A 25,616-nucleotide genomic window follows, 5' to 3' on the forward strand; every position below is an offset into this window, starting at 1 on the left:
ATTATTCATCCACCAGTCGTACAGAATTCATTCTGTATTCTGACTCCTGACTCCTGAATTCTGTTCGATAAATTGAAAGTTTAGAAACCACAGATAATCCAGGTTGGGAGGACTAGGATTACAATAGTCGAAAGAGAAGCGTATGAGATACTAGTTCTACCAGCCACAACAACGATTTCACCGTAACTTTTCTATTTCCGTTCCTGGTATTGGTGTTAAGCGTTTGCTTTATTAACTAAAGCAACACCAACCACAGTATAGAAAGTTTTATAAGCATTACTCGCACCGTCTGCAGTCGGTGAAAGCTGTGTAAAGTTGGATTGGGAGAAGCTACCGTTCCAAGTTCTCTTTGCTTAGACTTCCTCGAAAATAGAACCACCAGTAGTAACGGTTGGGTCATCGGTCTTGGTGTCGGAGTTATTTACTCCAGGAAATACTGACTACTCTTGTAATCATTTTGATTTATTTCATAGTCAGAACTAATCATTGATTTTATTTTTTAAAATTAACTTGTTTGCCAATCACCTCTTTTTGGGTTTAAGTTGTAGTTTTTACTAGTTTACCAATCTCATCAGTATATATTTGCCATTTTGGCAGATTTTTGCAAAAAATATCAAATTAATCACTCTTATATAAAACCTGCCATGCTATAAATTTTAAATTAGCGTAGCAGGCTCTCAGACACTCAATCAACTTTAGGACAGAATCTATTGATTCCAAATAGTTTTTAATTAAATCCACAGCGTTTCAAGGAAATATCTTCAGCGCTTTCGGGATTTAATTGCGATTTAATTGATTGATGATCGTTAATTTGCTGTGTCAATCTCTGATCTAAACTACCACCACGAATTTCTGTTTTTTGCTTTCCAACTACTTCCAGATAAGCTCTGTCTTTGATTTTGCTTAAGCAGCTTGATGATACATTACTATCAGATATTGAATCATTAGCATGTTTCAGCATTTTTATATTTTCACTTTGCTGTTGATTTGTCCTACTGGCTTTAGAGTTTTCTTTTAGCAATCGATTGTAGGTGCGATATGGAATGTAATGGAGAGGATTATAGCCAGCAAATCGCAGCATTAAAACACATGCCCAGGAATATTTTCCAGCAAGAATTGCTTCAACTACTTTGTCAAATTGTTGAGCCTTCACTGTCTTATCTAAGTTACTACTAATGCCAGCAATGTCTTGATTCATCATAGGTTTTAGTTATCTGGGATGAAGTAAACTAGTTCAGTTTCTACGATTGTTGGTGTTTCAATTGAGATTTACAAACTGCACTAGCCTTTTTGCAGCTGTTTAATCACTTGTGGAAAAATATCATCAATGGCAGTCAAAGGTAAAAATTTACCTTTTGTCTTGTCATATGACTGGTAGGACAAAAGTCTTGTGTGGCTCTTAGTAGATACAATTTTGTCTTATTAAATTTATTCAACTCCTAATTGAATAAATTCTATCTGTTCACCTGCTTGTATTTCTTACTACTGCTGAATTAAGCATTCTCCGGGAATTTTGCATATTGTTTTTGGCTAGTAGAGAAAATTTATTTATCTTTGAGCGTTAACAACGTTATTGCTATTTATACTATTTTTTGTCGTTAATGTCATCTACTAAATTAGCAGATTAATCAGTTAAATTTACTGAATATATTTCGATACGTACATGCGTATTGTGCAACTTTCAATTTTGTCCTTATTCCCTAATTAGTGAGGGGTAAGACCCCTCATACAATCTCAATTTAAACCCTTTATTATTGTCGAGTCGCTAGAAAATATTACCATTAACGATGAGGTAAAGCAACTTATAAAAATAGTAATATATAGAGATTTAGAAACCGCGAGCAGCCATAAGTATTGAAAAATTTTCAATTAGATAATGTTATCTATTAGCCTTGTATCTCTGATTCTACAAAGACTACAGCTTTAGCTTATCTATATGAAATGGGTGCATCCCAATTTTGCAAGAATATGTTTGTCATTGCGAACGCTCCACTACGTTGCGTACCCTGCGGGAACGCCAAAGGCGAACGCAATGGCAATTTATAGCCTGGGTTTGATATAACTTACACATTTGCCATGCTTCCAATGAAATCGCTGTAAACGGCTGATTAAATATTTATGAAATCAGCTAGGAATTCACAGATAGCCTAGTTTTAAAATAGAATTAGTGGTTAGTAGTAATATATATAGTTTTAATTATCATCAACTGAGTTAAGCAAAACACCCGTAACAGGATGCTTTCAACAGAAAAGATGTAGCAGGCTAAACCTCTACAACTTTAGAGAATTTAATAATAGAGACAAAGCTAGTTAACAAAGAGTATTGCTAAGTTGATTCAGCAACAACTTGGATGTATACTAATATCTAATAGATTTGTATAGGTGAGATTACAGATACAGTTGTAGTTGGGCTAATTCGTAATAAAAACCACCAATTGCCATGAGTTATTGATGAGTTCCTTACTTAACTAGGAAACTTCGGTCTAGAACAAGGATATAGTCACATGATGAAGGTAGTGCAAGCTTGATTAATCTCAGTTAAGTCCTGTTGAAATTGGCGTTACGACTCGATATCTAGCGCACTATTTGCTTCATCCAAAATCAGAATTGTTGGGTTCTTAATCAGTGCATGATGGCTTTGCCCGCCGCAGTCATCGCAATTTTTTGTCGTTCCATTGCATCGCGTTCTCTCACGAGGATGTTATACCCCAAAGGCAGTTCTTGGATAAAGTCGTCTGAGCCTAGTTTGGCAGATGCGTTCGCTTGTTCTAAAGTAAATCTGAGCTATATAGCAACATCTGCCCACGCATCACCAATAATTTTTCAGATTAGGTATACCCTGTAACCACTGTCTGAGGTCAGAAATGTTAATCTGAGCTAGAAAACACGCACTTACTGCGATCGCTCGATATGCTAAAGGTTGTTTGCAAAATAAGTGGTCTATCCTAAAAGTTTGGTTAACTGACAGCAACTGAGTTGAAACTTCTCGTCCAATAGTTGCGTTAAACGCAAGTAGTCGCACTCGACCCTCGCAAACTAAGTACACAAGATTGTTATTGTCTTCAGTTTACCCATCTGTACCGTCGATAGTTACCTCGTCGCCTAGTTCAAACTTACGGAAAACCCAAACTTGCCTAAATTCCGATTCTAGGTTTGTATCCCCTGCAACTATTCTCAAAAATTTGAGGATAGCCATTTTTGGAGTGGGAGACTGCTGGTTACTTATATATTTCACATCTCCCTGAACTCTTAATGACAAAGAGGAGTTCATGGTTTCATTTCAGTTTTTTGGGAAATACTAGCAAGATTTATGGCTAAAGCTAGTAATATTTGCATTTTTTGAAAGAGTAGTCTGGAATTCTCAATCCTTCAACTCTTACCATTACTGAAATTTTCCTTCGCTTCCGGAAACACTCAGAAAATAAAATCACAAATCTAGACTCTGCTTTCTCTAATGAAGGCAGGCTCAATTACGTGGAATACGACCGTTTGTTTTAAAGTTTGTAGGGTAGCACAGCTGTGCTACTCTACGTGTGTTGCATCAAAATGAGAACCGCTTTGATAGCCAATCAATTAATAACTAAGTAAATTCCCCAAATCGCCATTGCCCGTAAGTAAGTGCTAGCGCGGAAAGTACCAGCTGCGGTGATAGCTTCAGGTGTGCGAAATTGCAGACCATTGTCATAAATTTGCTGCACCACAGCTTGCGTCAACCTCAACGCTTCATCCTTCATTCCCATCTGCACAAGAAAAGCCGCTAGCCCAAAGTTTATCCCCGTCCAGACTTCCAAAGGATGAGTAGCTTTGGGATTTTCCGGTGAACCGTCAGGACGAACACCATTAGCAGCACCAAACTCACCATTACAGAATTTCAAAAAGCACGCATCATAAACAGTTTTCAGGGCAGAGAGGGCGCGATCGCTTGGTACAATATCAGGTAAGTCCAGCAGACGAGCATAAAACTGTCCACACAGTTGATCTGCCATTACCACATCGGAACCACTTCCACTATCGAGTCGATAATATTGCCCATTCCAAAGTTTTTCTTGGTAAATAGGAAGAGATTGTTCCAACCAACTTTCATAGGTGGATTTTTGAACCCTTAATTCCTCTGTGTTCTCTGCGCCTCTGCGGTTCGTTAGTAGAACTTCGCTAATTGCGATCGCAGCCTCCAGCGCCGCCAACCACAACCCACCACAATAGGCACTGACACCCTGCAACCGCCAATCATCAAAGGTTTGGTCAGGCGCACCAGAATTTTCGGGAATCCCATCCCCATCAAGGTCAAAAGTTTTCAAGTAGTCGAGAGTTTGAACGATCGCATTCCAACAATCTGCCAAAAATTCTACATCGTCAGCACCCGTGAGCAGAAAATCACGGTATACTTGCAAGACAAAATCACTACTTAAATCTTTCCACAAATTGCAGTCTTGATAGCTGGTGTAGTTGGTTTTCTCCCAAACGTGTTCATTCGGTGCACCTAAATCGTGGGGTGTTGCACCTGCGACTTTGCGAACTGCGATCGGACTTTCTGCCTTAATTGTCATGTAATAGCCGATTATTCGGGGTGTATCATCACCTTCAGGAATCGCTCGTGCAAATGCCCGCATCACCGACTTTTCTAGTTCTGGAAACAGCATCAGTAGGGCAAAAGAGCCATATAACCGCACATCGAGACTTTCATACCAACGGTAATCTAAGCACTCCAGCACCGCAAACTGACCGATGGGGTCAAGTTCCGATGCTGCACTCCAGAGAGTACCGCCGCTAGTGAGGTCGTAAAGCTCATTAAATAGAGCCATTTTAAACCAGTCGGGTAAATCTTCCCGGTCGAGAATCGGTTTTTGCCAACTTTGAATTTGCGATCGCCAGCTTTGGTATTCTTGTAGCGCAGTGGATGCGATCGCCCAAGCATTATTACCACTTTTACTAAAAAAGTCTGTATATCTGCGATAATAGTTAATCCCAGCCGCAAATTCTGTGATCGGCAAATCCCAAGCGACGACAAAGGGGATTTCGAGAGTTTCGCCTGGTTGGAGAGTGAAACGGAGTGCCATCGCAGCCCCTAATTGTGTATCCTCTATTGCTGTCGTATCTAGATAATTAGGCAAAGAACCATCTTTAGCAAAGCTTTGCCATATTTCCTCACCCGTTCCTTGAGGATTCCACCGGCTGTGGTGAAATATTTCCACTTGGGGATGCTTGAGCGTGGCAATACACCAAGTTCCATCACCTTCTTGCAATGGTTCATTACTGCCAATCTGACCGAAAACACAGCCAAACTGTTGTGTATTTTCAACTATCTGATTATAGTTTCCTTGACTTTCGCCCCAGCGCGGTTGGTATTCGTAAACCGGACTACCATCATCGCGCACCCGCACTTGGGGAGATTTAAGAGCGTTTGTAAACCAGCCCACCATATTTTGCCAAGTGAGCATGATGCTGAGAATAATCGGTGCATTTGTTGGATTGTGGGCATTCCAGAGGAATATGGCCACGGGATAGCTAGTTTCTTGGTAATTGCCTGCCCAAACGGGGGAAAACTGCTCACAAGTCAACTGTGCTTGAAAGACATTTTCATACACAAACCAGCTACGTGGATATAGAGCATGATAATTGCCCGTCCCCTTTATGCTGGGAAGTCTCGGATACCACTGCCAAGCTTTGAGAGTGCCATCATCAGGCGCTTCGGTAGATAAAGCGTAGGCTTGGGAAGATGTGCCATTAGACTCAAACACACTAAATTGACAAGCGGGAACGTTTTTAAAGGTATGCTCACCGCCGTCGATGTGCCACAGGTTAAAATCTCCGCGTGAAGAACGACCGATGCAACCTGCACCAAAGCCGCCTAAAGGCATACCATGCCAAGGGCCATCATCGATATTACTTGCATAGCGGACGGTATAAGGTTTCTCCCAGCCTAAGCCGATGGGACGGCTCCAAGTGCAAGAGGGAATTTCTGGAGAGAGTTGATTTGTCATCACCTGATGTTACAGCGTGCAGTTACGTCAATGAAGACTACCGCGATGCGTGATTTTTCTCAAGGCGCATAACGATGTAAGGGCACGGCAATCCCCATTAGCCCTAAACTTATCGAACAGAATAAAGGTGCCAGTCGTCAGAATACAGGAAAGGTATTCTGTACGACTGGTGGATGAATAATCGGCGTTTAAGACCCCCACCAAATTTTCTTGTTTTGTGGTCTTCAATCAGTCGCGGGTCTGAATCCCCGACTGATTGATTCTGACTCCTGAATTCTGACTTCTGAATTCTTCTTCAATCACGACAGATAAGCGATCGCTCTGAAAACTAAATATTGCACATTCACCACAAAATCACTTTTATTCTGGGAAGTACTCACTATTGAAAATATCTTCAGGAGTAAAAGGGCATTTCTCTGGAAAAATCTCAGGCGGTAAACCTGTTTTTTGAATTGCTTGTCTTCTGGCTTTAATATAAACTGCATCTAAGCAGTTAAGAAAATAGTTATAAAGTGTTTTTGAACGAAAAAAAAATTCTAGCTCATCACGGAAATTAGTTATTTCTATTTGCCAGCCTCGTTGACAATACTCTTTTTCAGTTTCCCAATAACGATAAAGTAAAAGATGAATTAATAATTGTTTTAAGTAACTTTCTACTTTTCGTCTTTGTTCAATTCCCAAAGCTTCAATTTCTTCTGATAAATGTTGCCAATCGATATTTTCAATATCTTTATTTTCTAATTGTTTAACTGTTGTTTCTACCCATAAATAATAATCTTTTTCGTAAAGGGTAGGTTCAACAGGTTTTAATATTTCTGTTGTCATAGCTAATCGCTGCGAAAATCAACTATCTAATTATAACAGAGGTAAGCGATCGCTCCATCGCACACTCAAAAGGGTTTAGCTCATTCACGATAGACGAGCGATCGCCTTAAGTTTCAGCCTGATCATCAATAACAACTCATGTGATTTTAGTGACTAAGGCGATACTTGCTCGGTATTTTTGCGAGTATGCTGCTTGCTATGCTTATTTATGCTCATTTTTTCTAATTATTAAAAAAATGAGCGAATCGGGAATGATAACTGACAATAAAGTGTGAACTTTGCCAGAATGAGTACGTCAATATTGTTGTTAGCCAAGAAAGCAAATTTAAAGGAGTCGGACTCTGAAAGGCTTTGAATTCAAAGGTGTTGAAAAACTTATTGGGCCAATAGCTGCGCTTCTCGGCTTTGTGTATTTGTTGCAATGGTATACTGGAGACTTGCGATCGCCTTCCGATCCCATCTTTGAAGATAAACAGCCGCCTTTGGTTATGAAACAGGGCGACCCCTATATCCGCGCTTTAATGCGAACCATCTCGGCGAGTGAGGCTAGTGGGAAGCGCCCTTATTCGCTGTTGTATGGTGGACAGCAAGTTAACGACCTTAGCCGACATCCTGAGATATGCGTCACAATTGTCACAGGCCCCAACACAGGTAATTGTTCCACTGCTGCTGGCAGATATCAAATTATCAACTTTACTTGGTATCGTTTAGCCCCCCGTTATCACCCAAAGCCAATGCAGATGATGTTTTGGACTGGTTATAGTTTTGAAGCAGAATATCAAGATGTAGTAGTTTACCGTTGGTTAAGTGATTCTAAAGTTTGGGGAATTGATATTTCTCAACAGTTGCGTCAGGGAAAGTTAAATGATGTTTTGCGGCTACTCTCTCCCACCTGGACAAGTTTAGGATATGGCATAGAAACTAATTCTGTTAGTAGCTCTTTGTCTAAGATTTATCAGAAAATGTTGCAAGAGGAGTTAACCGCAGCGAAGCAACTACCAAAAGTAAAATTAGCCCCAACTCCCCAGATTCAGCCATCAGGTAAGCAGCCGAAGAAGCAGTAAACTTATTTTACTGATTATTGAAAAACTCTCTGATATTTTGCACAAATTCTACAGTATTTTCAAAGTGAATGTTATGTGCAGTATTACTTATTACTTTTAGTTCTGCAACTTTACATATATTAGCTATTTCTATATTTATGGCTCTAAACTTTTGATCATTTTCACCAGCTAGTAAAAGTAAAGGCGTTGTATTATCTTTGAGTTTTGCCCATAAAGATGGTTGATTACCAGTCCCCATAAATTGGAGTGATTTTGTTAATTCTATCAGATGATTCTGCAAACGATTTTCTAGTAATCTTTCAAATTCTGGATGATTTTTGATAGAACCAAAAATTGGCTGACTATACCAATTTGATAGAAAAGCAGCAAAATCAGTTTGAATAATACTTCTGCTTAATTTTCTAGCTATCTGAGCATCACGTCTAACTCGTTCTAATCGATCTGCTTCTGTTGCTAAACCTGGGGAAGCTGATTCTAATACAACTTTAAGAAAACGTTCTGGGAAATGTATAGTTAGATATAAAGCCAATCTTCCGCCCATTGAATAACCAATTAAGTGGCATTTATCTATTTTTAATTCATCTAATAAATTAATTATTGCTTGAGCGGTGAGTTCTATTTTATAGTATTGATCACCTCCTAAAACCTGAGTTTTACCATGTCCTGGTAAGTCAAGTGTGAGAGAAGAAAAATCTTCACCTAGTAATTTTATGGCTTCATCAAATTCATTTATGTTTCCCATGAAGCCGTGCAATAAAAAAATTAGAGGTTTGTTTATATTGACCTTTAAATAATAGTTAAATTTATATTTTTTTATACTCATATTTATGAGGGTATATATTCCAAGTCTAATAGGCGATCGCTTTTTTAATCCTTGGCAAGCAAGATAGGTAATCCCATGCTTTGGAACTACCCAGACCATCTGCTATGACTGTGAGACACTTATATTAAGTTTGGCATAAAGAAGCCTCTGCCTGAATCAATACACCAAATCTGACATCTCTACAAAATGTCTTATCGTGCTAGTTAATTTTTTATTTATTTTTTTAATTCTTAAGGTAAAAATCGATCCAAAGCAGCTTTCAACTGTTTAATTTCAACATCAATATTACCTTCTTGTGCGGCTCTACCAATACACTCAGTTAAATGTTCATCCAAAACAATTCGCGCTACCCGATCTAATGCGCCGCGGACTGCGGCAATTTGCAGTAGAACATCAGGACAAGGGCTACTTTGCTGCACCATTGCCTTAATACCACGAACATGTCCTTCTATACGCGATAATCGATTGACAATTCGCCGTAAAGACTCTTCGCTATGGACATGAGCATGAGCCGAATCTCCAGTCCCATGAGTATGATCTATATGCTCGTGGTCTGTATCGTCATCGTGGGAATATTCTGCTTGTTGGGATGTTGGCAAGGATTTCTTACCTAATCGGTTTGATCCATTCATGGGTTATTAAAGGAGTTCTAGTATTAAGATCCTAGCTTAGTACTCGATCATGCAACGCAATAAATACGGCGGACGCTGACTCAGAGCAACTAAATTTATTTATGGTTACTGAGCTTGTCGAAGTATGGGGTTCAAAATTTTAACTTTTGAATGAGTGACTTTTGACTTCCCCGAAGGGGCTAACTTTACTACTGACGATTGGCTCTTTCTTGGGGAATAATCTCCGTTACTACCCTACCGCTAGAATTGCCACCTTTGACAACAATATTTTCTGTTTGCAAATTACCAAGGGCTGTTTCACCGGTAAAATTTAATGGTGGATCAACTTGCTGATAAAATATGTTTCCCTGAGCTTGAATTAACTTATTGTCTAAATACCAAGTTAATGTATTAGATTTCAAAGATTGGCGACGCTGACCAATGGCGTTGACGTTACCTGTTAAATAAACCGTTTTTTGCGGTATTTTCATTTCACCATGATTGGCAGTCACGGTAAGATTTTCGACACGGTGGAACATACGCACGGGAGAATTTGTAGTTACAATTTCTGTGTTCATGTTCCAAGTCATAAAGTTACTAGCTATTTCCACTGGTGGATCTAGTAATTCTAATTGAGCATTTTTTTGAATAATAGCAATTTTCGTTTTTAAGTTGACTTCAGCAGAATTTCCCTTGCCGCGATCGCTAATTTTATTATTTTTGTAGCGGTCAATTTGTATGGGGCGATCGCCAATTAGTTTTTCTTCTTTAATATTCCAGATCAAATGCTCAGTTCTGACTTGCATCTGGGGATCAGTGGAATTGGCTACTACCCCTCCAGAAAATTCCATGCGCTGTTCGCGGGTTTTAACTCGCGCTTCTTGGGCCACTGCTTCTAGTTGTTTATGAGTACCTTTAATCTGGTTGCGGACAATCAACAAATCTTCTTTAGGACGCCATTCTAATTCATTACCTCGCAACACAATTCCATTACTAGGATCTGTGGCAAATATCTTACCCTTAAGAAGCAACTGCTTTCCATCCTGTTCAATGTCTGCTACATCTGCCTTGATTTGGTAAACCACTTTGCCATCTTGGTATAGTTCACCATAAGGGCTTTCAGCCTGACCAATTTGTTTTTCTTTGGTGTATTTTGCCCGTGTCGCCTTGACTTTCCAAACCGGTCGTCCGACTTCATCTGCTTGTTCTAGGGTGACGTCAAAGAAAGTTAAATTGTTATCTTGGTCAGATGAAGCCGTAGTCTTTTCTTGAGAAGCTGGGGGGGATTTACCTCCGCACGCAACTAAACCAAATACCAAGAAAAAGGTCAAGGGTAAAACAAGGAAGGAAGGAGTGGAGGAGAAATTTGGAATTTTTCTCTTTCCCTCGCTCCCCTTTTTATGAAATTGATGCGCCATTATTCTTGGATTTCTAGGTGTCCATCACTAGTTCTAGGGTCTTCTAAAAAACCGATACCAGATAACGGTCGATATGGATAGCTTTGGCGAGGGGTTTTTTGAATATCCTCTTTGATGGCTTCTAAATCAATGTAGCGATCGCTTACATTAATTAAGCTGTCGCTGGTCATCGAACGTAAGCTCACTACTTCTACCCGCACGCCGCGATAGCTGACTGAATTTACCGCATATGCTAAATCTCCGTCACCGCTAACTAAAATTGCGGTATCATAAGAATCTACAAGTGCCATCATATCTACCGCTATTTCTACATCCAGGTTAGCTTTTTTAGAGCCATCTGGTAGCTGGACTAAATCCTTAGCAATGACTCGATAACCATTGCGACGCATCCACAGCAGAAACCCCTGTTGCTTTTCGTTTGTCCGATCTACCCCAGTGTAGAAAAAAGCCCGCAGTAGTCTAGAACCTCCAGTTAATCGACACAACAGCTTGGTGTAATCAATTTCGATCCCTAATTGCAATGCAGCGTAAAATAGATTTGAGCCATCAATAAAAATGGCAACCCTGCCCCGATTCTCCAAAACTTGTTCTGGCGTAAAGATTGAATCATTTTCTAAATTATTCAACATCATTGTGATACCTCAATTTTTATGCCTGTTATTTTTGATACAAATTACCAACTTTTAGATGCTAGTCACAGCGGCTTATGATAATGTTCCGGGGCTAATTAAGTTAAGCCCCGATAAATTTTTTGAGAGAATAACAAATTGAACAAAATCAGAGTTTGATAAGAGACTAATCGTTTTTCGGGGGTTCTATTTGCTTAAAAATCGGTTGGTGTGTACCCAACTGTTGTTTACTAGATAGTATCCCCCATGTTGAATGGGTGGCAAAAGGAGCGGTAACTGAACTTTGTATTTGATTGTTAAAGTTTATTCCAAAGCCCAGCTGCTGATAGATATCGCTACTGATGTTGGGAATAATTGGGGATAGCAGATAAGCTGCTAGTCTAACTGATTCTAGAACTGCGTAGAGAACTTTTTCCACCGACTCCTGCTGTCCCTGTTTATATAATGACCAAGGAGCTTGTTCATCAATAAACTTATTACCGGCTTGCGCCAGTGAAAGGATGGCCCCGCAGGCTTGACTGAAAGCTAGGTCTTCATAGGCTTGTTTTACCTGTTCCCCTAGACGTAAACCAATTGCTTTCAAAGGATTTTCGTCAGGAATTGCTTCATTGCCGATTGATGGGACATTATTCTCAGCACAGTATTTCTTCACCATACTCAAGGTGCGATTGAGCAAATTACCTAAATCATTTGCCAAATCTGCATTCAGAACATTAATGAATCTAACTTCATTAAAATCTCCATCCTTGCCAAATTCGATTTCCTTAAGGAAGTAATAACGAACGGCATCACTACCATAGCGCTGAACTAACGCTACTGGATCAAGGGTATTACCCAGACTTTTGCCCATCTTCTGACCATCTTTGGTCAAAAAGCCATGCCCAAATACTCGCCCTGGTAAGGGTAAGCCAGCTGACAACAGCATTGCCGGCCAGTAGACTGCATGGAAGCGGAGAATATCTTTACCAATTAGGTGCAAGTTAATTGGCCACCATGTTTTTAAAGCATTTGCTAAAGTCGGTTCTGCATCTGGTTCTAGTAATGCTGTGACATAACCTAGCAGTGCATCAAACCAGACATAAAGAGTGTGCTTGGGATCAACTGGTACAGGAAAACCCCAATCTAGATTCACCCGCGAAATAGAAAAGTCTTGCAACCCTTGATTTACAAAGCTTATGACTTCATTACGCCGACTTCCTGGCTGGATAAAATCTGGTTTAGACTGATAATATTCTTCCAGTTGAGTTTGATATTTAGATAAGCGGAAAAAGTAGTTTTGCTCGTCTCGCCACTCGACTTCTTTGTTAGTGTGAATGGGGCAATAGTGTCCTTCTAGCAGTTCTCGTTCTTCTTTGAATTCTTCACAAGATACGCAGTACCAGCCTTGTTGTTGTCCCTGGTAGATATCACCAGATTCCCATACTCGCTCAAAAAATTCTTTGACGATCGCTTCATGACGAGGTGCAGTAGTCCGACTAAAGCGATCGTATTGAATGTCTAGTAACTGCCACAAATTCACGAAGCTAGGGACAATTTCATCAGAAAACTCTTGTGGTGCTTTTCCTAAACTTTCTGCCGATCGCTGAATTTTTTGCCCATGCTCATCTGTACCTGTAATTAGTAATACCTGATGTCCCAGCAGCCTCTGAAATCGCGCGACTACATCTGCTGCGATCGTCGTATAAGCACTGCCTATATGGGGGACATCGTTGACATAATATAGCGGTGTTGTCAGTGCAAATGTCTTTTCTGTTTTATTCACTAAATTCATGCAAAATAAAAATTAACTTATTAAAACGTTTTACATCTTTGGTTTGGTCGGTAAAACTACAAAATTGTACAATATTATGTCCATTTTTTCCAATAATAACTTAATATTAGCAAATTTCTCAGCCCAATAATCCTTTTGGAATATGCATCAATTAAGCCCATTTTTCCCTAAAACATGCAAATTAACTAGTCATAGTTTTTTTTAATAGTTACTATTAGATGATGTTATTGTGATCAGGAATACATAATCCCAAACGCAGAAAATCTAGCTGCTTTTGTAGATCAGACATTTCTATCTTAAGACGGTGATGGCAATAGTAAAGAAATGTAAAAATTAATTTAAGATAAACTGCCATATTTACCGGAAAAATATATTGATTAGGTATGAGTCGAAATAGCCCCCTGGAGATTTCTCGCGCTTTGGTGGCGGCACTCTCAACGCAAATGTTTCGCTACTATGAGGATCGCATTCCCCAGGATGCCAGCGTGTTGGTAGTCAGCAATCACCGCAGCTTTATGGATGCACTGATTTTAATGGCGGCGTTATCGAGTCCGATTCGCTTTGCTTGCCATCACTACATGGGACAAGTGCCAATAATGCGGGAGATTGTCACCGGACAATTGGGGTGTTTCCCCTTAGAAGAAACTCAAAACCGCCAGCAAAGCTTTTTTTCGCAGTCACAGGCGCTATTACAGTCCAAGCAGATGGTGGGAGTATTTCCAGAAGGGACTGAACCAATGGTGAAATTTACTCAGCCAAACCAGGTGGGTGAATTTCAGCGAGGATTTGCCCATTTGGCATTGCGAGCGAATGTGCAGGATTTAGCTATTTTGCCGATCGCGATCGCCTCTTTAGAAGAGGTAAACACGAATGGCTTCCCTTTAAAGCTTTTGAGTGTATTTGACCCTTCAGAACCTTTATTTAATCAAGGTGGTTGGCATCCTTTGGTAATTTATCGGCGGGTTGCGGTGTTAATCGGTCGCCCTTATTGGATGACGCCCCAACATCAGAAAAAATATCACGGGAAACAGGCCAGAACTGTTGTGGCTGAACTGACGGAACACTGTCAGGGCGAAATTAGTAATTTACTGCGTCAAGGTTGCTATTAGAATCAAAAGCACTGAAGGTTTTATAAGTAACAATCAGCATTTCAAAATTTTTATACCATTGACTAATGACCAATGATTATCCCAGAAGTTGAGCTAAATCCTTGTTTCCTGACTCCTGAAAGAGTACAGCCAGAGTATCCTTTGTTGGTATATTTGCCAGGAATGGATGGAACTGGTCAACTATTGCGATCGCAAACTGCTGGATTAGAAACTGGCTTTGATGTCCGTTGTTTGGCGCTCCCTCGGAAAGACCTTAACACTTGGGATGTGCTAACTAAGAGTGTATTGGACTTGATCCACGCGGAATTAGAAAAAATCCCTCAGAGGCCAGTTTACCTGTGTGGTGAGTCCTTTGGTGGTTGCTTGGCAATGAAAGTGGCAATCCAAGCACCCCATTTATTTAGGCGAATTATTCTAATTAACCCAGCTTCCGCCTTTCATCTTCGCCCTTGGTTGAATTGGGCATCTCAACTTACTTACTTAGTGCCATCAGGGTTGTATGATGTTGGCGCACTGGGGTTGTTGCCGTTTCTAGCATCTTTGCCACGCATTTCTCCAAGCGATCGCCATGAACTGCTAAAAACTATGCGTTCTATACCGGCAGAAACCGTTCATTGGCGATTGTCTTTACTGCGAGAGTTTCATATTGACGAGAAACAGTTAGGTCGCTTAACTCAACCAGTTTTGTTGATTGCTGGTGCTAGCGATCGCCTTTTGCCTTCTGTAACTGAAGTGAACCGGATAGGAAATATCTTACCAAATAATAAGATTGTGGTGTTGCCCCATTGTGGACACGCTTGCTTGCTAGAGCAAAATATTAATCTCTATGAAATTCTTAAGGATAACGACTTTTTAGAAAGTAAAGCTGATATAGGTACGGGGCAAGAGGTGAAAGGATAAGCTGAAGGGCGATGCCTACGCATTTCTACAAGTGCAAATCGCCATCAAGCGAGTCAAAATTGCTAAACAGCGTAGTTTACCGCCGTAGGCATCGCTTCAGATTCTCCCATAACTGAAGTGCGATCGCACGGAAAGACCTTAACACTTGGAATGTGCTAACTAAAAGTGTATTGGACTTGAGCCACGCAATATTTTAACTTTTGCCTTGTTAGGTGAGAAGATAGGGTAAACGACATCTAATATCTCGTCAGCTTCAAATAATGCTTGCGTCCTCAAAAACCTTAACACATATTTTTGGAGACTCTCAAATGGTTGCTCTCAAAGAGTTCCTCAGCCATGAATTAGACAAATTGAATGAAGAACAACTCAAACAAGTTAGTGATTTTATTGCCTTCCTCAAATTCCGCAGCAGAAATGTTAGCTGGCAAATAGATAAAAATCAAATGGCTGCTCTTTACAGTGAATTTGCCCAGGAAGATCGTCAACTGGCTGAAGCAGGATTAGATGAATATGCAGAACTTCTTACACAAGAAGATTTGAAATGAGGGTTCAACGAGGTGAAGTATGGCTAGCCAATTTAGACCCTACCAAGGGTTCTGAACAAGCAGGCACAAGACCAGTTATTATCTTTCAAGATGATATCGTCGCCGAATTTTCTACCACTGTCATCACCATTCCTTTAACAACAAATTTACGTCGTGTGTCTTTGCCAACCTGTTTATTAATTCCAAGTGGTGAAGGTGGATTAGAACGAGATTCAGTTGCTCTTTGCCACCAATTGCGGGTAATTGATAAAACCAGATTGCAAAGAAAAGTTGGCGTTTTGACTCCAGAAATACTTACTATTTTAGAAGGGAAAGTGTTATTAACATTAGGTTATCAGTTGTAAAGTCCAAACCTCAGTCACCCTTTACACCTCTATAGTCAAACCCCAGAATAATTCCTATTTGCTCTGACGACTTGTACTTGTAGGGAGATGTCAAGCCACTCATATTTTCGCTACAAGTTTAAAGAGAGAGGCTTTACAAGATGGTGTCAAGCAATGGCAGACAAACCGCAAGAAATAAAGGTGAACAAATTAGTTAATTCACCCAGAGAAACTTCAGAAGTAAAAATTCAGGCTCAATCATCAGTGGAAAATGAACCGTCTATATTAGAGTCTTTTGTTGAAACTGTTGCTCAGACTGGCAAAGCAGTTTTAGATACAGCAGTAGAGGTGGGAGAAGCGACGGCGAAACAAACACACAAGTTAATTGAGCAAACAACTCAAACTAGCGGTCAGGTTGTGAATAGCCTTAGCGAAAATTGGCTGATTAGAAAACTATCTGGAGTGTTAAATCTCAATTGGCTAATTGGTGCTATTAACGTTGTTGATTTGGAAAAAGCAGAAGTTGCGGTAAATAAGCTCAAGCAAAAGTATCCCAATGAATCACCCAGCCAGATTGCTCACCGAATCATGGTGGAAAAAGCAACTCAAGCAGCCACAGTTGGACTCGCAACTAGTATTTTGCCAGGAATAGCAGTGGCATTGTTTGCAATTGATTTAACAGCAACAACAAAATTGCAGTCAGAAATGCTTTATCAAATTGCATCTGTCTACGGGCTAGATTTAAAAGATCCTGCCCGTAAAGGTGAAGTTTTGGCAATTTTTGGTTTGGCTTTGGGGGGAGAGCGTCTTTTGAAAGCTGCGGGATTAGGCTTGCTGCGAAATGTGCCTTTGGCGGGTGTAGCGATCGCAGCTAGTTCAAATGCAACGATGATCTATTCATTGGGGTATGCTGCTTGTCGATTTTACGAAGCGAAGCTGGATGAATCAACTTCCTTGGCATCGCCACAGACATTGGCAACATTAAAAGCCGAAAGTGACAAATATTTGGCAAGTGCGATCGCTCAAGAAGCCGTTATGGATCAAATTTTAGTACACATGATTCTCGCCAGTCATCCAGAGAAGACTTGGGAAGAAATTTTGCCAGAATTACAAGCTGTAAACCTTAATCCTACCTCCTTGGATGTCATTGCCCAAAATATCAAATCACCTAAGTCTTTAGATGTACTGCTCAATCAGCTAAATCGTGATTTTGCCATACCCTTGTTGACTCAGTGTTACAAAATTGCCCAGCTTGACAATCACACTACACCAATTGAGCAAGAAATAATAGAAGCGATCGCTAACAAATTTGACATTGATGTAAATGCAATTAAGACATAGGGCATGGGGCATTGGGATCTGAATTTTCACGGGATCGGCATAACCTCTCTCTTAAAAGGAGAGAGGCTTTGAGGCTTACTTCCCAACGCTAGTAGGAGAGCCAGTGCGTTGGGGAGGCAGTGCGTTGGACGGGTTTCCCGGCTTGTTCGCGTAGCGTCTCCCCTTGGGAGAAGCAACTGCCGTCGGCGGAGCCGACTTAAAGCACCTGGCGTAAGGGGCTGTTCTTGTTAGGTCTGTATTAAACTCAACTGAGAAGCGCTATATTGGCATCAGTAATTGAAATTTTTATCTAATTAGAGATTTTACTAAGTTTTAATTTTTTAAATATCTATTATTAATGGATATTAGCTTAATTTAGCTGATATTTTATTGACATAATTTTGACATTGTTAATAATATTTACTCATAATTTTACGTTCTGAATTTTATTGATTTATCGTAAATCAAAGGATTTAAGACTCCTTCCCTTCTGCCGTTCGTGAGAGGCTAACGCATACACGTAGCGGTTAGGCTCCGACTCCGTTCCCGCAGTTGGCACAAAGGGGAGGCAGTCCGTTAGGCGAGCAATGTCAGACTTGTACCCCTGCAATACAAACAAGCTACGCGCAGCGTCTTTGACAGGAGAAGGAATTGCCGTGGGGAAAATACGCAAGGCGCTGCTCTCAGTTACCCTGCGGGGCTACAGTCGGGGTTTAAATAAGAGTCTAAAACTCTCTTCTCTACGGACGCTGCACGAACAATTTTTAATGGGTAACTGTTTGTCATAGTACTGAAAGTAACTGTTTTTTTTTAGTTCCCATGTTACTTCTAGATCAACTGCTTCACTTGAAGTGAAACCATAAAAATGAATCTAAACTCGCAGACTTTTAGCTCAACCCGTAAACCTAAAAATTTTAATAATCCAGAGCATTTTATTGAGGGCTGGTATTGGGTAATACCCTCTCAAAATCTGCGGGTGGGTGAAGTAAAACCTGTCACGATTTTGGGTAGAGAATTAGTGATTTACCGTGGTAAAGACAGAAGAGTAGTTACCTTTGATGCCTACTGTCCACATATGGGCGCTCACCTTGCTGAAGGTAAAGTTGAGGGTAATGCACTACGTTGTTTTTTCCACCACTGGAAGTTTGATGCTGAAGGGATGTGTATTGATATCCCATGTTTAGATGCGCCGGTTTCCCTGAAGTTACAAACTTGGCCCACTGCTGAAAAGTATGGAATGATTTGGGTTTGGACTGGAGAAATACCACAACAACCTCTACCTTTTGTTCCAGAGTTAGAACAAAAGGAGTGTGATGTCACCATCTCTTCTCACTTCGTGATGAACTGTCACCCCAATGTGGTGATGATTAATGCGATTGATGCTCAACACCTCAATACAGTTCACAAACTGCCAATAGAAGTTATTTTTGAAAGACAGGAACTGAACGAGAATGCTATTATCTTCAGTAACACTACACCCATCAAAGACAATTCGTTTTTGATTAAGCTCATCCGTCTTTTCTACAAAAATGCCATAACTTACAGTATTTGCTATTGGTACGGTAGCATTGGCATTGTGACACTTGGCCCCGATTTCTTCCATGTCCACACGATGTTTGCAGTTCGCCTTCACGAAGGGGGAAAAACTGAAGGTCAAATCCTGTTGATTACTAAAAAACGTAAAGGAATTTTTGGTTGGTTATGCAATCGAGTTGTGCTATGGCTGACTAATATTGCAGGTAAATACTTTCTCATGGGTGACATCAAGATTGTCCAAACAATTAAGTTTGATTTGAAAACTCCCATCAAAGCAGATCAGTCAATCATGCAGTTTATTAACCATGTTGAAAAACAGCAATCCCGAATGTGGGGGACTTGGCAAGAAGCGCGATCGCGCGATATGGAGAGTAAGCCCAAGCGTGAGAGATGGCAAGATACAATGAGTAATGATTAGTATCATGTCTATATGACCAGAATTCCGTCAGATTACTTGGTCAATTAAACGCAGACTAAATCATACCATTGTCAACAATTTTTGCAAGAAATAAATCGCCTGTAGGGGCGTACATCTGTACGCCCCTACAAATGTATGTTTAGCAGGTATTTTGTGAAATGGTATAACAATTAATAAAAGTTAAAAGTTCAACGAAATTACTTTTAACTTTTAATTTATTTTTTACTGGGCTACCATATTAATAAAAAGAAGTGGCAAAGCCACTTCCTAATTCCCAGGTAGAACCTAAGTCATGAGTATAACGACTACAAAAAATTGAAATAGTATAAACAAATACCAATTAACTGGATATCTCTGTTTTAATAGTTGCCTGGGTTAGCAAATTCTGATTTACATCAGCCAAATAACTGTATATTTACATAAGTCTCATGATTGCAATGCAGACTCAATTTTATCGAGTTCATCGCTAAGATATGCCAGTTTTGCCTCTTGATCAAGAAGCTGCTGTTCTAATTGAAACTTGACTGCTGTAGCAGCCTCAATAGCTACAGCTTTCTTCATCTGCTTAAACTTCTGACTGCGGATGTCAAATTCTGCCTGAAGTGCGTCTAATTTTTGTTGCGATCGCCGTCGTTGTTCAGCAGTTAAACTAGTAGGAATTAGACTAGTTTCAATGGTTGCTGCTTCGGCAAAAATTTACTTCCACCAGCGTAATAACAAAGGGGAAAATTATCGCCCAAATCCAGCACTTTATTTACAAACGGGTGCTGTGGCCCTGATGCTCTTTTTGGCACTTGGTCAAACAAGTAAACTAAAATATCAAGAAGACGAAGAATGCGATCGCCTTTTATACTGTATAACTTGTGGAGAAGTGCGATCGCATCCCCTTTGAGCGAGCTAGTCTATTTTGATCCAAGATTGATACGCTTTAAAGCAGAGTCAGCATTCTGACGAACACCTGGGTCTGAATCTTTCAGTGCTTCAGTCAGAGTAGGGACAGCAGTCTTTGCTTGTGAACCTAAACTTCCTAAAGCTGAGGCAGCGGTTCGGCGAACATCTACACTAGGGTTTTTCAAGGCAGCTATGAGATTATCAACTGTTGCCCTATGCCAGAGAATTAAGTCATTTCCACTAGCACTGGCTAGTGTTTGAGCATCAGGGCTAAATGCTATGGAAAACATAGCATTTTGCAGATTTAGAGTTTGCAGTTCTTTACCATCAAGGCTCCAGATTTTAATAGTCTTATCCTGACTGGCTGAGGCAATAGTTTTGCCATCAGGATTAAAACTGATACTGGTGACTGCACTTTTATGCCCTTTAAGAGTTGTAATTAGTTTTCCGTCAATGTCCCAGAGCTTTACTGTTCTATCCTGACTGGCAGAAGCCAGTATCTTCTCATCAGGGCTGAAGACGACGCTGTTGACCCTATCGCTATGCCTTATGGCAGTTTGTAATTTCGGCTCTTTAAGATTCCACAATTTGATCGTGTTGTCACCACTGGCAGAAGCTAAAGTTTTGCCATCCGGGCTGAAGACGACGCTGTTGACCCTATCGCTATGCCCACTCAGAGAGGTAATTTCTTTGCCCGTGGCGACATCCCACAATTTGATCGTCTTATCATCACTGGCGGAAGCTAAAGTTTTGCCATCCGGGCTGAAGACGACGCTGTTGACCCTATCGCTATGCCCACTCAGAGAGGTAATTTCTTTGCCCGTGGCGACATCCCACAATTTGATCGTCTTATCATCACTGGCGGAAGCTAAAGTTTTGCCATCCGGGCTGAAGACGACGCTGTTGACCCTATCGCTATGCCCACTCAGAGAGGTAATTTCTTTGCCCGTGGCGACATCCCACAATTTGATCGTCTTATCATCACTGGCGGAAGCTAAAGTTTTGCCATCCGGGCTGAAGACGGCGCTGTTGACCCTATCGCTATGCCCTTTGAGGATAATACCTTGTATCCATAGAACAATATTTTCTTTTGTAATTTTTTGCTGTTGATTAAAAAAACTACTCGATATCTGCTGAAACTCTGTTGGATTAAGCTTTTGCCAAATAAAGATTCCTGTTCCCACAACAGCCACTGCTAAACTAACCCCAATCAACCAACGATGCCTTTTTGTTTTAAAAGAAACTTTAGGTATAAGTTTGGCTTTAAATTGGTCTGGGATCAACAATTTGACTCCAGCAACCTTAATTTCGTCTTTAGAATCCATAACTTGACTGAGGAGATTTTTTGCCTCGGTCACATTACCTCTGGCAAAGCTTTTCATCCCACTAACGTATACTAGCAGAGGTTCATAGCCTACTAAGGGTTCTGCAAGTGTTTGTACTAGCGAAGTGAGGCGTATCCATTCTGACCCATCTTCAATATTCAAGCTTGCCAAGTTAGAAGCAATTTCACGGGCTGCTTCATGAGGTTGAGCATAAGCTAAAGCTGTCCACTTTTGAGCTTGGGCAAAGTCACGAGTGTCAGTATTGGAGCTATTAAGCTGTTCTTGCATATAAGCAAGAAGAAAGTCTGAGAGTTCTAAAATTCTTTGCTGACCAAAGCACGGATTATTCTTCAATTCCTTCAAAAGCTCATTGCGGATTGCCCAATCTACCTCGTAGAGTTCGTAACCAACTTCATTACAAAGGTTAGACAGCAGCAGGTCTGCGACAGAAATCCAGGGAATATTCAGCATATCACTGTTAATATCTTGCTGGAAATTTGCCCACAAGCGATATAGCAAATCAGGAGTTAATGCTAATGGGAAAGCAGCATGGCAAGCTAAATAAAAATGGGCTTCGCCAAAGCGTTTACTAAATGACTCAATGCGCCGTTTTGCAATTCTATATTTAGCTTCATTTGAGGATACTGCTGTGCGAGTCATTTTACACCTTCTAAAAGTTCTACAAACTGCTATGACGACCTCGTAGAGCATTAATGGCACTATCTAAACCTTCGCGGGTTGCCTCAAACATGGGAACTAATCCGGCAATTTCTCCAGCAGTTGTACTCAGCCAACGCTTTTTCGGTATGGGATTCAACCATGCAACATAACGAACGTATTGTTTTAACTGTTTGAGAAATACCTTTGTCAACTCTATCCTCTCTGAATTCAGACCACCACGAGCAGCGCCAGCATCACTGAATATGAGTGCTACTACTCTATTCTGACGCAGGCGAACTAAAACATTCTCAATTGGCTCTGCTTGTTGATGCACTGGGTCATAGTAGAGATACCCAACTGGACAATTATGAAAATAGTAGATGCTAGATGCACCTAGTTGCCCACCCCGCGAGGCAGTGTGACCCAAACGAACTGACAGAGAATGAAAAGGAACCATAGATCCGTCTTGGTCGATTAGCAACAGCAGTTCTGTCCGATTCACCCGGACTGGTGACAACACAGGCTCCAGCATCATTCCGTAGCGTCCAATCTGGTTAACTGTTGCTTCTATATCCAATTCTGTAGCAATTCCCTCTTTAGTCAAACGGCGCAGGTATCGCCACATCTGCTTCATTTGCCTTTGAGTTACAGGCAAATAGTCCGTAGAGAAGAGAAAGCGATCGCCCAACACCTCTCCATTCCCACTAGTCACCTGACGTATCGCTTGGGCAACTTGTACTTCATCTTCAATATTACGAAACGATTCTGAAGCTAGCGTAGCAGTAGGTATGGGCTTAGATGGTTCTGTATGTAAGTGGTTATTTTGATCGCGACGCTTCATCAACAACCTTAGCAACCACAAACACCCTGAACTTACTGCCAAAATGAGCAACAAAATCAACCAAACTGGCCAATTTGTTTGACTTTTATTTTGAGTAATTTGTGCAGTCGGGGTCGGTGCAACTGGTTGCTGAACTGGTGAGGGTAATTCCTTTGGCACTGATGTTGGCAAAGATACTGTAGGGGAAGGTACACTCACTTGATTTTTTGAGCGTATAACCCATAGCGTTAACCCTACAGCTAAAACCAACACTCCCACTAAAGTTGCAAACCTAACAAGTTGAGTAACTTGACTTTGGTTTAAATCTGAAGCTTGAGTTTGGGGAACAGTCTCACTACCAATTAACTGTTCAAAGTGATAATCAAATATATATTTCTCTTCAACTGATTTAACCCAAAGTAACCGACACAATCGAGCTAAAGCACCTCTATCTGGAAGACCATAACCAGCTTGCAAAGCCTGCAACATCGACTGGTAATCATCCACACCCAGAGGTAATCCTGCCTGTCGCAGTCGAGTAAACAACTCCAGTAGGGGTAAATCATCCATTATTTTTCAACTTTAGATAACGGATGTGATCTTCCCAACTCTTTAACAACACACCAGGGTAAGGCAACTTACCATTCAGTTTTGCCAAAGCCTCATCTTCGGGGTAGCGACGCAAAGCCTTGAACCAGTCAATCAACTCACTAGTGCTGATTTTCTTGCTTGCTCCACTTTGGTTTTTTTTCATTTCTTCCCGCAGTTACCAAAAACGCTCTACAGCTTGGTTTATCAAAATCTCTGATACTTTCGGAAACAAAGCATTCATAATTTGGATTAGTCTTTCACGGCTAGGAAATTCTACATAATGGAATAAGCATCGACGTAAAAAAGCATCTGGCAAATCTTTTTCGTCATTACTGGTGATTAAAACAATGGGTGCTACCTTGGCTTCAATCTCCTGTCCCGTTTCCTCGACAATAAATCGTTTTTGATCCAGTTCCAGCAGCAAGTCGTTGGGAAAGTCAATGTCAGCTTTATCAATTTCATCAATCAGCACCACTGTACGTTGCTCACTCTGAAATGCCCGTCCCAAAGGCCCCCAATTTACATAAGTAGTCGGGTTATCAAGTCGCTGAATCTGTTCTGCTGTCAAGCGATTAGAAACGGCAAGCTGGGCATCCCGCAACCGTCCTACAGCATCGTAAGTATACAAGCCATCCCGCGCTCGACCGGTGGATTTGACATACCAGGCTTCTAACTTTAAACCCAGTTCGTAAGCGACAGCACTTGCAAGTAAAGTCTTACCGCATCCCGGTTCACCTTTCAGCAGTAAAGGACGTTCCAAGTAAATCGCCAAGTTTACCGCTTCTACCAGTTCAGGATTAGGCAAATAGGGATATAACAGCTGTCCGTTCGCCCCCCTTTCTCCTAAATGGGGCTGTACTTTACCTGTATATTCCAAGAGTTTTCCACCTACAGCCTTAACCATTTTTCCTCTTCGTCATACCAATTACAGCCAGACAGGTGACAAATTTCTTTCAACGCGGATTCTGGAATACCATTATCACTATTTTTTAGTATAATTTGTATCGTTTCATCTACTGCGTCTATCATATTAGTTGGCAGTTCATCCGCCTCATGCTCTAGCCAGTTAGTCAGTTCATACTCAGAAAATTCGGTAATTCTAGGTAGCTTGACAGGGTTATGGGGCTTCCATGTTGATTCGAGCTTTTCTACAAAAGGAATATTCCAACTACCTACGCAGCCATCATAATCTACTAGAAACATTAATAATTTGAATTGACTCGCTTGCGGGCTAGCTGTCTTAACTTTAGTCGCTAATAGTAACCAGAAATCTTGGATCAGTTCGTACAAAAAAGTTTCCGAAAGACAATCCACATCGTACAAAATTAGCAGAACATCCTGAGTTCGCCACCATTGATAAACTCGTTCGGCAATTTCAGGAATTGAGCTTTGCCTACCCAGACCAACTCTACCACCAAGTTCACGCCACAAAGCAGCACTGTCACTCCTCCGAGTAATGCGACTGAGTTCAATTCGCACAATCTTTCCCGTCATGATATCGGGGACATGCCGCACTAACCGATTCAACAACCAGCGTTGACCATAGTAAAGTGAACCGTGGATTAGAAAGGCTCCTACTGAATGAGTCTCAATAAATCTCCGAAATGCTCGCGTCTGCTCTCGATAGCCCAATTTCATCAAAGCACGATACACTCTTCCACTAGATAAAGCTCGTTCTAGAAGATAAAGGTGCTGATCCAATTCGTTTAGTTCAGCTTCAGTTTGTTCGATTTGCTTTTCTAATTGGAAGCGAATGAGAGTATCTGCTGCGATCGCATAATCGCGACGCAACATTTTTAGCTTCTCGGCTACCAGGTTATAATGCTCCTGTAATGCATGGCGTTTGTGCTGTAGATGCTGCTCGGAGGACATCCAGGTACTTTTTGAGTCAATAATCTTTACTCAAGACGACTAGCCAGATTATCGATCTAGCAATCTGGTTTACTGTGTTTAGTTTGAATAGCTGAAACATCATTGCGACACAAGATGTCACTTATATAATTTCTTCTGTCAGTAATTTACCAGTTTCAGACTTAGTATAAGAACGTCGTCTCCAT

General features: G+C 40.8%; 24 protein-coding genes. 8 read left to right on the forward strand and 16 right to left on the reverse strand.

Going from position 1 to position 25,616, the window contains the following annotated elements:
• Positions 1–727: 727 nt before the first annotated feature.
• The 5 genes from PUQ00_RS18775 to PUQ00_RS18795 all read right to left on the reverse strand — a co-directional run bounded on the left by PUQ00_RS18775 (position 728) and on the right by PUQ00_RS18795 (position 6,805).
• Positions 728–1,198 carry a HetP family heterocyst commitment protein gene (locus PUQ00_RS18775; RefSeq protein WP_300419406.1) on the reverse strand — a complete coding sequence of 157 codons (471 nt, stop codon included), beginning with the start codon at positions 1,196–1,198 and terminating at the stop codon, positions 728–730.
• Positions 1,199–2,808: 1,610 nt separating this feature from the next.
• On the reverse strand, positions 2,809–3,021 hold the full coding sequence (locus PUQ00_RS18780) for a hypothetical protein (protein ID WP_300419356.1): 213 nt from the start codon (positions 3,019–3,021) through the stop codon (positions 2,809–2,811).
• Positions 3,022–3,066: 45 nt separating this feature from the next.
• Positions 3,067–3,270, reverse strand: coding sequence for a hypothetical protein (locus PUQ00_RS18785; RefSeq protein WP_300419357.1), 204 nt, complete (start codon positions 3,268–3,270; stop codon positions 3,067–3,069).
• A 298-nt stretch (positions 3,271–3,568) separates the two neighbouring features.
• Complete coding sequence (locus PUQ00_RS18790) at positions 3,569–5,980, reverse strand: GH116 family glycosyl hydrolase (protein WP_300419358.1); 2,412 nt, start codon at positions 5,978–5,980, stop codon at positions 3,569–3,571.
• A 360-nt stretch (positions 5,981–6,340) separates the two neighbouring features.
• A complete protein-coding gene (locus tag PUQ00_RS18795) occupies positions 6,341–6,805 on the reverse strand; it encodes a DUF29 domain-containing protein (protein ID WP_300419359.1) in 465 nt (154 codons plus the stop codon).
• Positions 6,806–7,212: 407 nt separating this feature from the next.
• Between PUQ00_RS18795 and PUQ00_RS18800 the strand changes: the two genes are divergently transcribed.
• The gene (locus PUQ00_RS18800; protein WP_300419360.1) at positions 7,213–7,869 is read left to right on the forward strand and encodes a glycoside hydrolase family protein; all 657 of its coding nucleotides are present in this window, start codon (positions 7,213–7,215) and stop codon (positions 7,867–7,869) included.
• A 7-nt stretch (positions 7,870–7,876) separates the two neighbouring features.
• On the opposite strand, the gene menH is transcribed toward PUQ00_RS18800, so the two are convergent.
• The 5 genes from menH to metG form a co-directional block, all read right to left on the reverse strand.
• Positions 7,877–8,692, reverse strand: a complete 816-nt coding sequence (menH, locus tag PUQ00_RS18805; RefSeq protein ID WP_300419407.1) for a 2-succinyl-6-hydroxy-2,4-cyclohexadiene-1-carboxylate synthase — start codon at positions 8,690–8,692, stop codon at positions 7,877–7,879.
• A gap of 230 nt (positions 8,693–8,922) precedes the next feature.
• The gene (locus PUQ00_RS18810; protein WP_300419361.1) at positions 8,923–9,324 is read right to left on the reverse strand and encodes a metal-sensitive transcriptional regulator; all 402 of its coding nucleotides are present in this window, start codon (positions 9,322–9,324) and stop codon (positions 8,923–8,925) included.
• 188 nt (positions 9,325–9,512) lie between these two features.
• Positions 9,513–10,721 (reverse strand): LPS export ABC transporter periplasmic protein LptC, encoded by a 1,209-nt coding sequence (lptC, locus tag PUQ00_RS18815; protein WP_300419362.1) that lies wholly within the window; start codon positions 10,719–10,721, stop codon positions 9,513–9,515.
• Positions 10,721–11,350, reverse strand: coding sequence for an NYN domain-containing protein (locus PUQ00_RS18820; RefSeq protein ID WP_300419408.1), 630 nt, complete (start codon positions 11,348–11,350; stop codon positions 10,721–10,723). The genes lptC and PUQ00_RS18820 overlap by 1 nt, the downstream gene beginning before the upstream one ends.
• A gap of 166 nt (positions 11,351–11,516) precedes the next feature.
• Positions 11,517–13,121, reverse strand: coding sequence for a methionine--tRNA ligase (gene metG / locus PUQ00_RS18825; RefSeq protein ID WP_300419364.1), 1,605 nt, complete (start codon positions 13,119–13,121; stop codon positions 11,517–11,519).
• A 383-nt stretch (positions 13,122–13,504) separates the two neighbouring features.
• Between metG and PUQ00_RS18830 the strand changes: the two genes are divergently transcribed.
• From PUQ00_RS18830 to PUQ00_RS18855, 6 genes are all read left to right on the forward strand, one after another.
• Positions 13,505–14,230, forward strand: a complete 726-nt coding sequence (locus PUQ00_RS18830) for a 1-acyl-sn-glycerol-3-phosphate acyltransferase (RefSeq protein WP_300419366.1) — start codon at positions 13,505–13,507, stop codon at positions 14,228–14,230.
• A 72-nt stretch (positions 14,231–14,302) separates the two neighbouring features.
• Positions 14,303–15,130: an alpha/beta hydrolase gene (locus PUQ00_RS18835; protein WP_300419367.1), complete on the forward strand. Its 828-nt coding sequence runs from the start codon at positions 14,303–14,305 to the stop codon at positions 15,128–15,130.
• 308 nt (positions 15,131–15,438) lie between these two features.
• Positions 15,439–15,675 (forward strand): hypothetical protein, encoded by a 237-nt coding sequence (locus PUQ00_RS18840; RefSeq protein ID WP_300419369.1) that lies wholly within the window; start codon positions 15,439–15,441, stop codon positions 15,673–15,675.
• The gene (locus tag PUQ00_RS18845; protein ID WP_300419371.1) at positions 15,672–16,019 is read left to right on the forward strand and encodes a type II toxin-antitoxin system PemK/MazF family toxin; all 348 of its coding nucleotides are present in this window, start codon (positions 15,672–15,674) and stop codon (positions 16,017–16,019) included. The genes PUQ00_RS18840 and PUQ00_RS18845 overlap by 4 nt, the downstream gene beginning before the upstream one ends.
• A gap of 153 nt (positions 16,020–16,172) precedes the next feature.
• Complete coding sequence (locus PUQ00_RS18850; protein WP_300419372.1) at positions 16,173–17,339, forward strand: EcsC family protein; 1,167 nt, start codon at positions 16,173–16,175, stop codon at positions 17,337–17,339.
• 844 nt (positions 17,340–18,183) lie between these two features.
• The gene (locus PUQ00_RS18855; protein ID WP_300419374.1) at positions 18,184–19,272 is read left to right on the forward strand and encodes an aromatic ring-hydroxylating dioxygenase subunit alpha; all 1,089 of its coding nucleotides are present in this window, start codon (positions 18,184–18,186) and stop codon (positions 19,270–19,272) included.
• 426 nt (positions 19,273–19,698) lie between these two features.
• Here PUQ00_RS18855 and PUQ00_RS18860 read toward each other — a convergent pair whose 3' ends face one another.
• A complete protein-coding gene (locus tag PUQ00_RS18860; RefSeq protein WP_300419376.1) occupies positions 19,699–19,833 on the reverse strand; it encodes a hypothetical protein in 135 nt (44 codons plus the stop codon).
• A gap of 112 nt (positions 19,834–19,945) precedes the next feature.
• On the opposite strand from PUQ00_RS18860, the gene PUQ00_RS18865 reads away from it, so the two are divergent.
• Positions 19,946–20,164, forward strand: a complete 219-nt coding sequence (locus tag PUQ00_RS18865; protein ID WP_300419378.1) for a hypothetical protein — start codon at positions 19,946–19,948, stop codon at positions 20,162–20,164.
• Between the two features lie 10 nt (positions 20,165–20,174).
• Here PUQ00_RS18865 and PUQ00_RS18870 read toward each other — a convergent pair whose 3' ends face one another.
• From PUQ00_RS18870 to PUQ00_RS18885, 5 genes are read right to left on the reverse strand one after another with little or no spacing between them, the layout of a single operon-like run.
• The gene (locus PUQ00_RS18870) at positions 20,175–22,148 is read right to left on the reverse strand and encodes a HEAT repeat domain-containing protein (RefSeq protein ID WP_300419380.1); all 1,974 of its coding nucleotides are present in this window, start codon (positions 22,146–22,148) and stop codon (positions 20,175–20,177) included.
• Between the two features lie 19 nt (positions 22,149–22,167).
• Complete coding sequence (locus PUQ00_RS18875) at positions 22,168–23,538, reverse strand: hypothetical protein (protein ID WP_300419382.1); 1,371 nt, start codon at positions 23,536–23,538, stop codon at positions 22,168–22,170.
• Positions 23,531–23,722, reverse strand: a complete 192-nt coding sequence (locus PUQ00_RS32860) for a hypothetical protein (protein WP_335029875.1) — start codon at positions 23,720–23,722, stop codon at positions 23,531–23,533. The genes PUQ00_RS18875 and PUQ00_RS32860 overlap by 8 nt, the downstream gene beginning before the upstream one ends.
• Positions 23,723–23,734: 12 nt before the next feature.
• Positions 23,735–24,463, reverse strand: coding sequence for a MoxR family ATPase (locus tag PUQ00_RS18880; protein WP_335029874.1), 729 nt, complete (start codon positions 24,461–24,463; stop codon positions 23,735–23,737).
• On the reverse strand, positions 24,448–25,431 hold the full coding sequence (locus PUQ00_RS18885) for a hypothetical protein (protein ID WP_300419384.1): 984 nt from the start codon (positions 25,429–25,431) through the stop codon (positions 24,448–24,450). The genes PUQ00_RS18880 and PUQ00_RS18885 overlap by 16 nt, the downstream gene beginning before the upstream one ends.
• Between the last annotated feature and the right edge of the window lie 185 nt (positions 25,432–25,616).

The sequence above is a fragment of the Nostoc sp. S13 genome (genome assembly GCF_029379315.1).
GTDB lineage: Bacteria > Cyanobacteriota > Cyanobacteriia > Cyanobacteriales > Nostocaceae > Nostoc.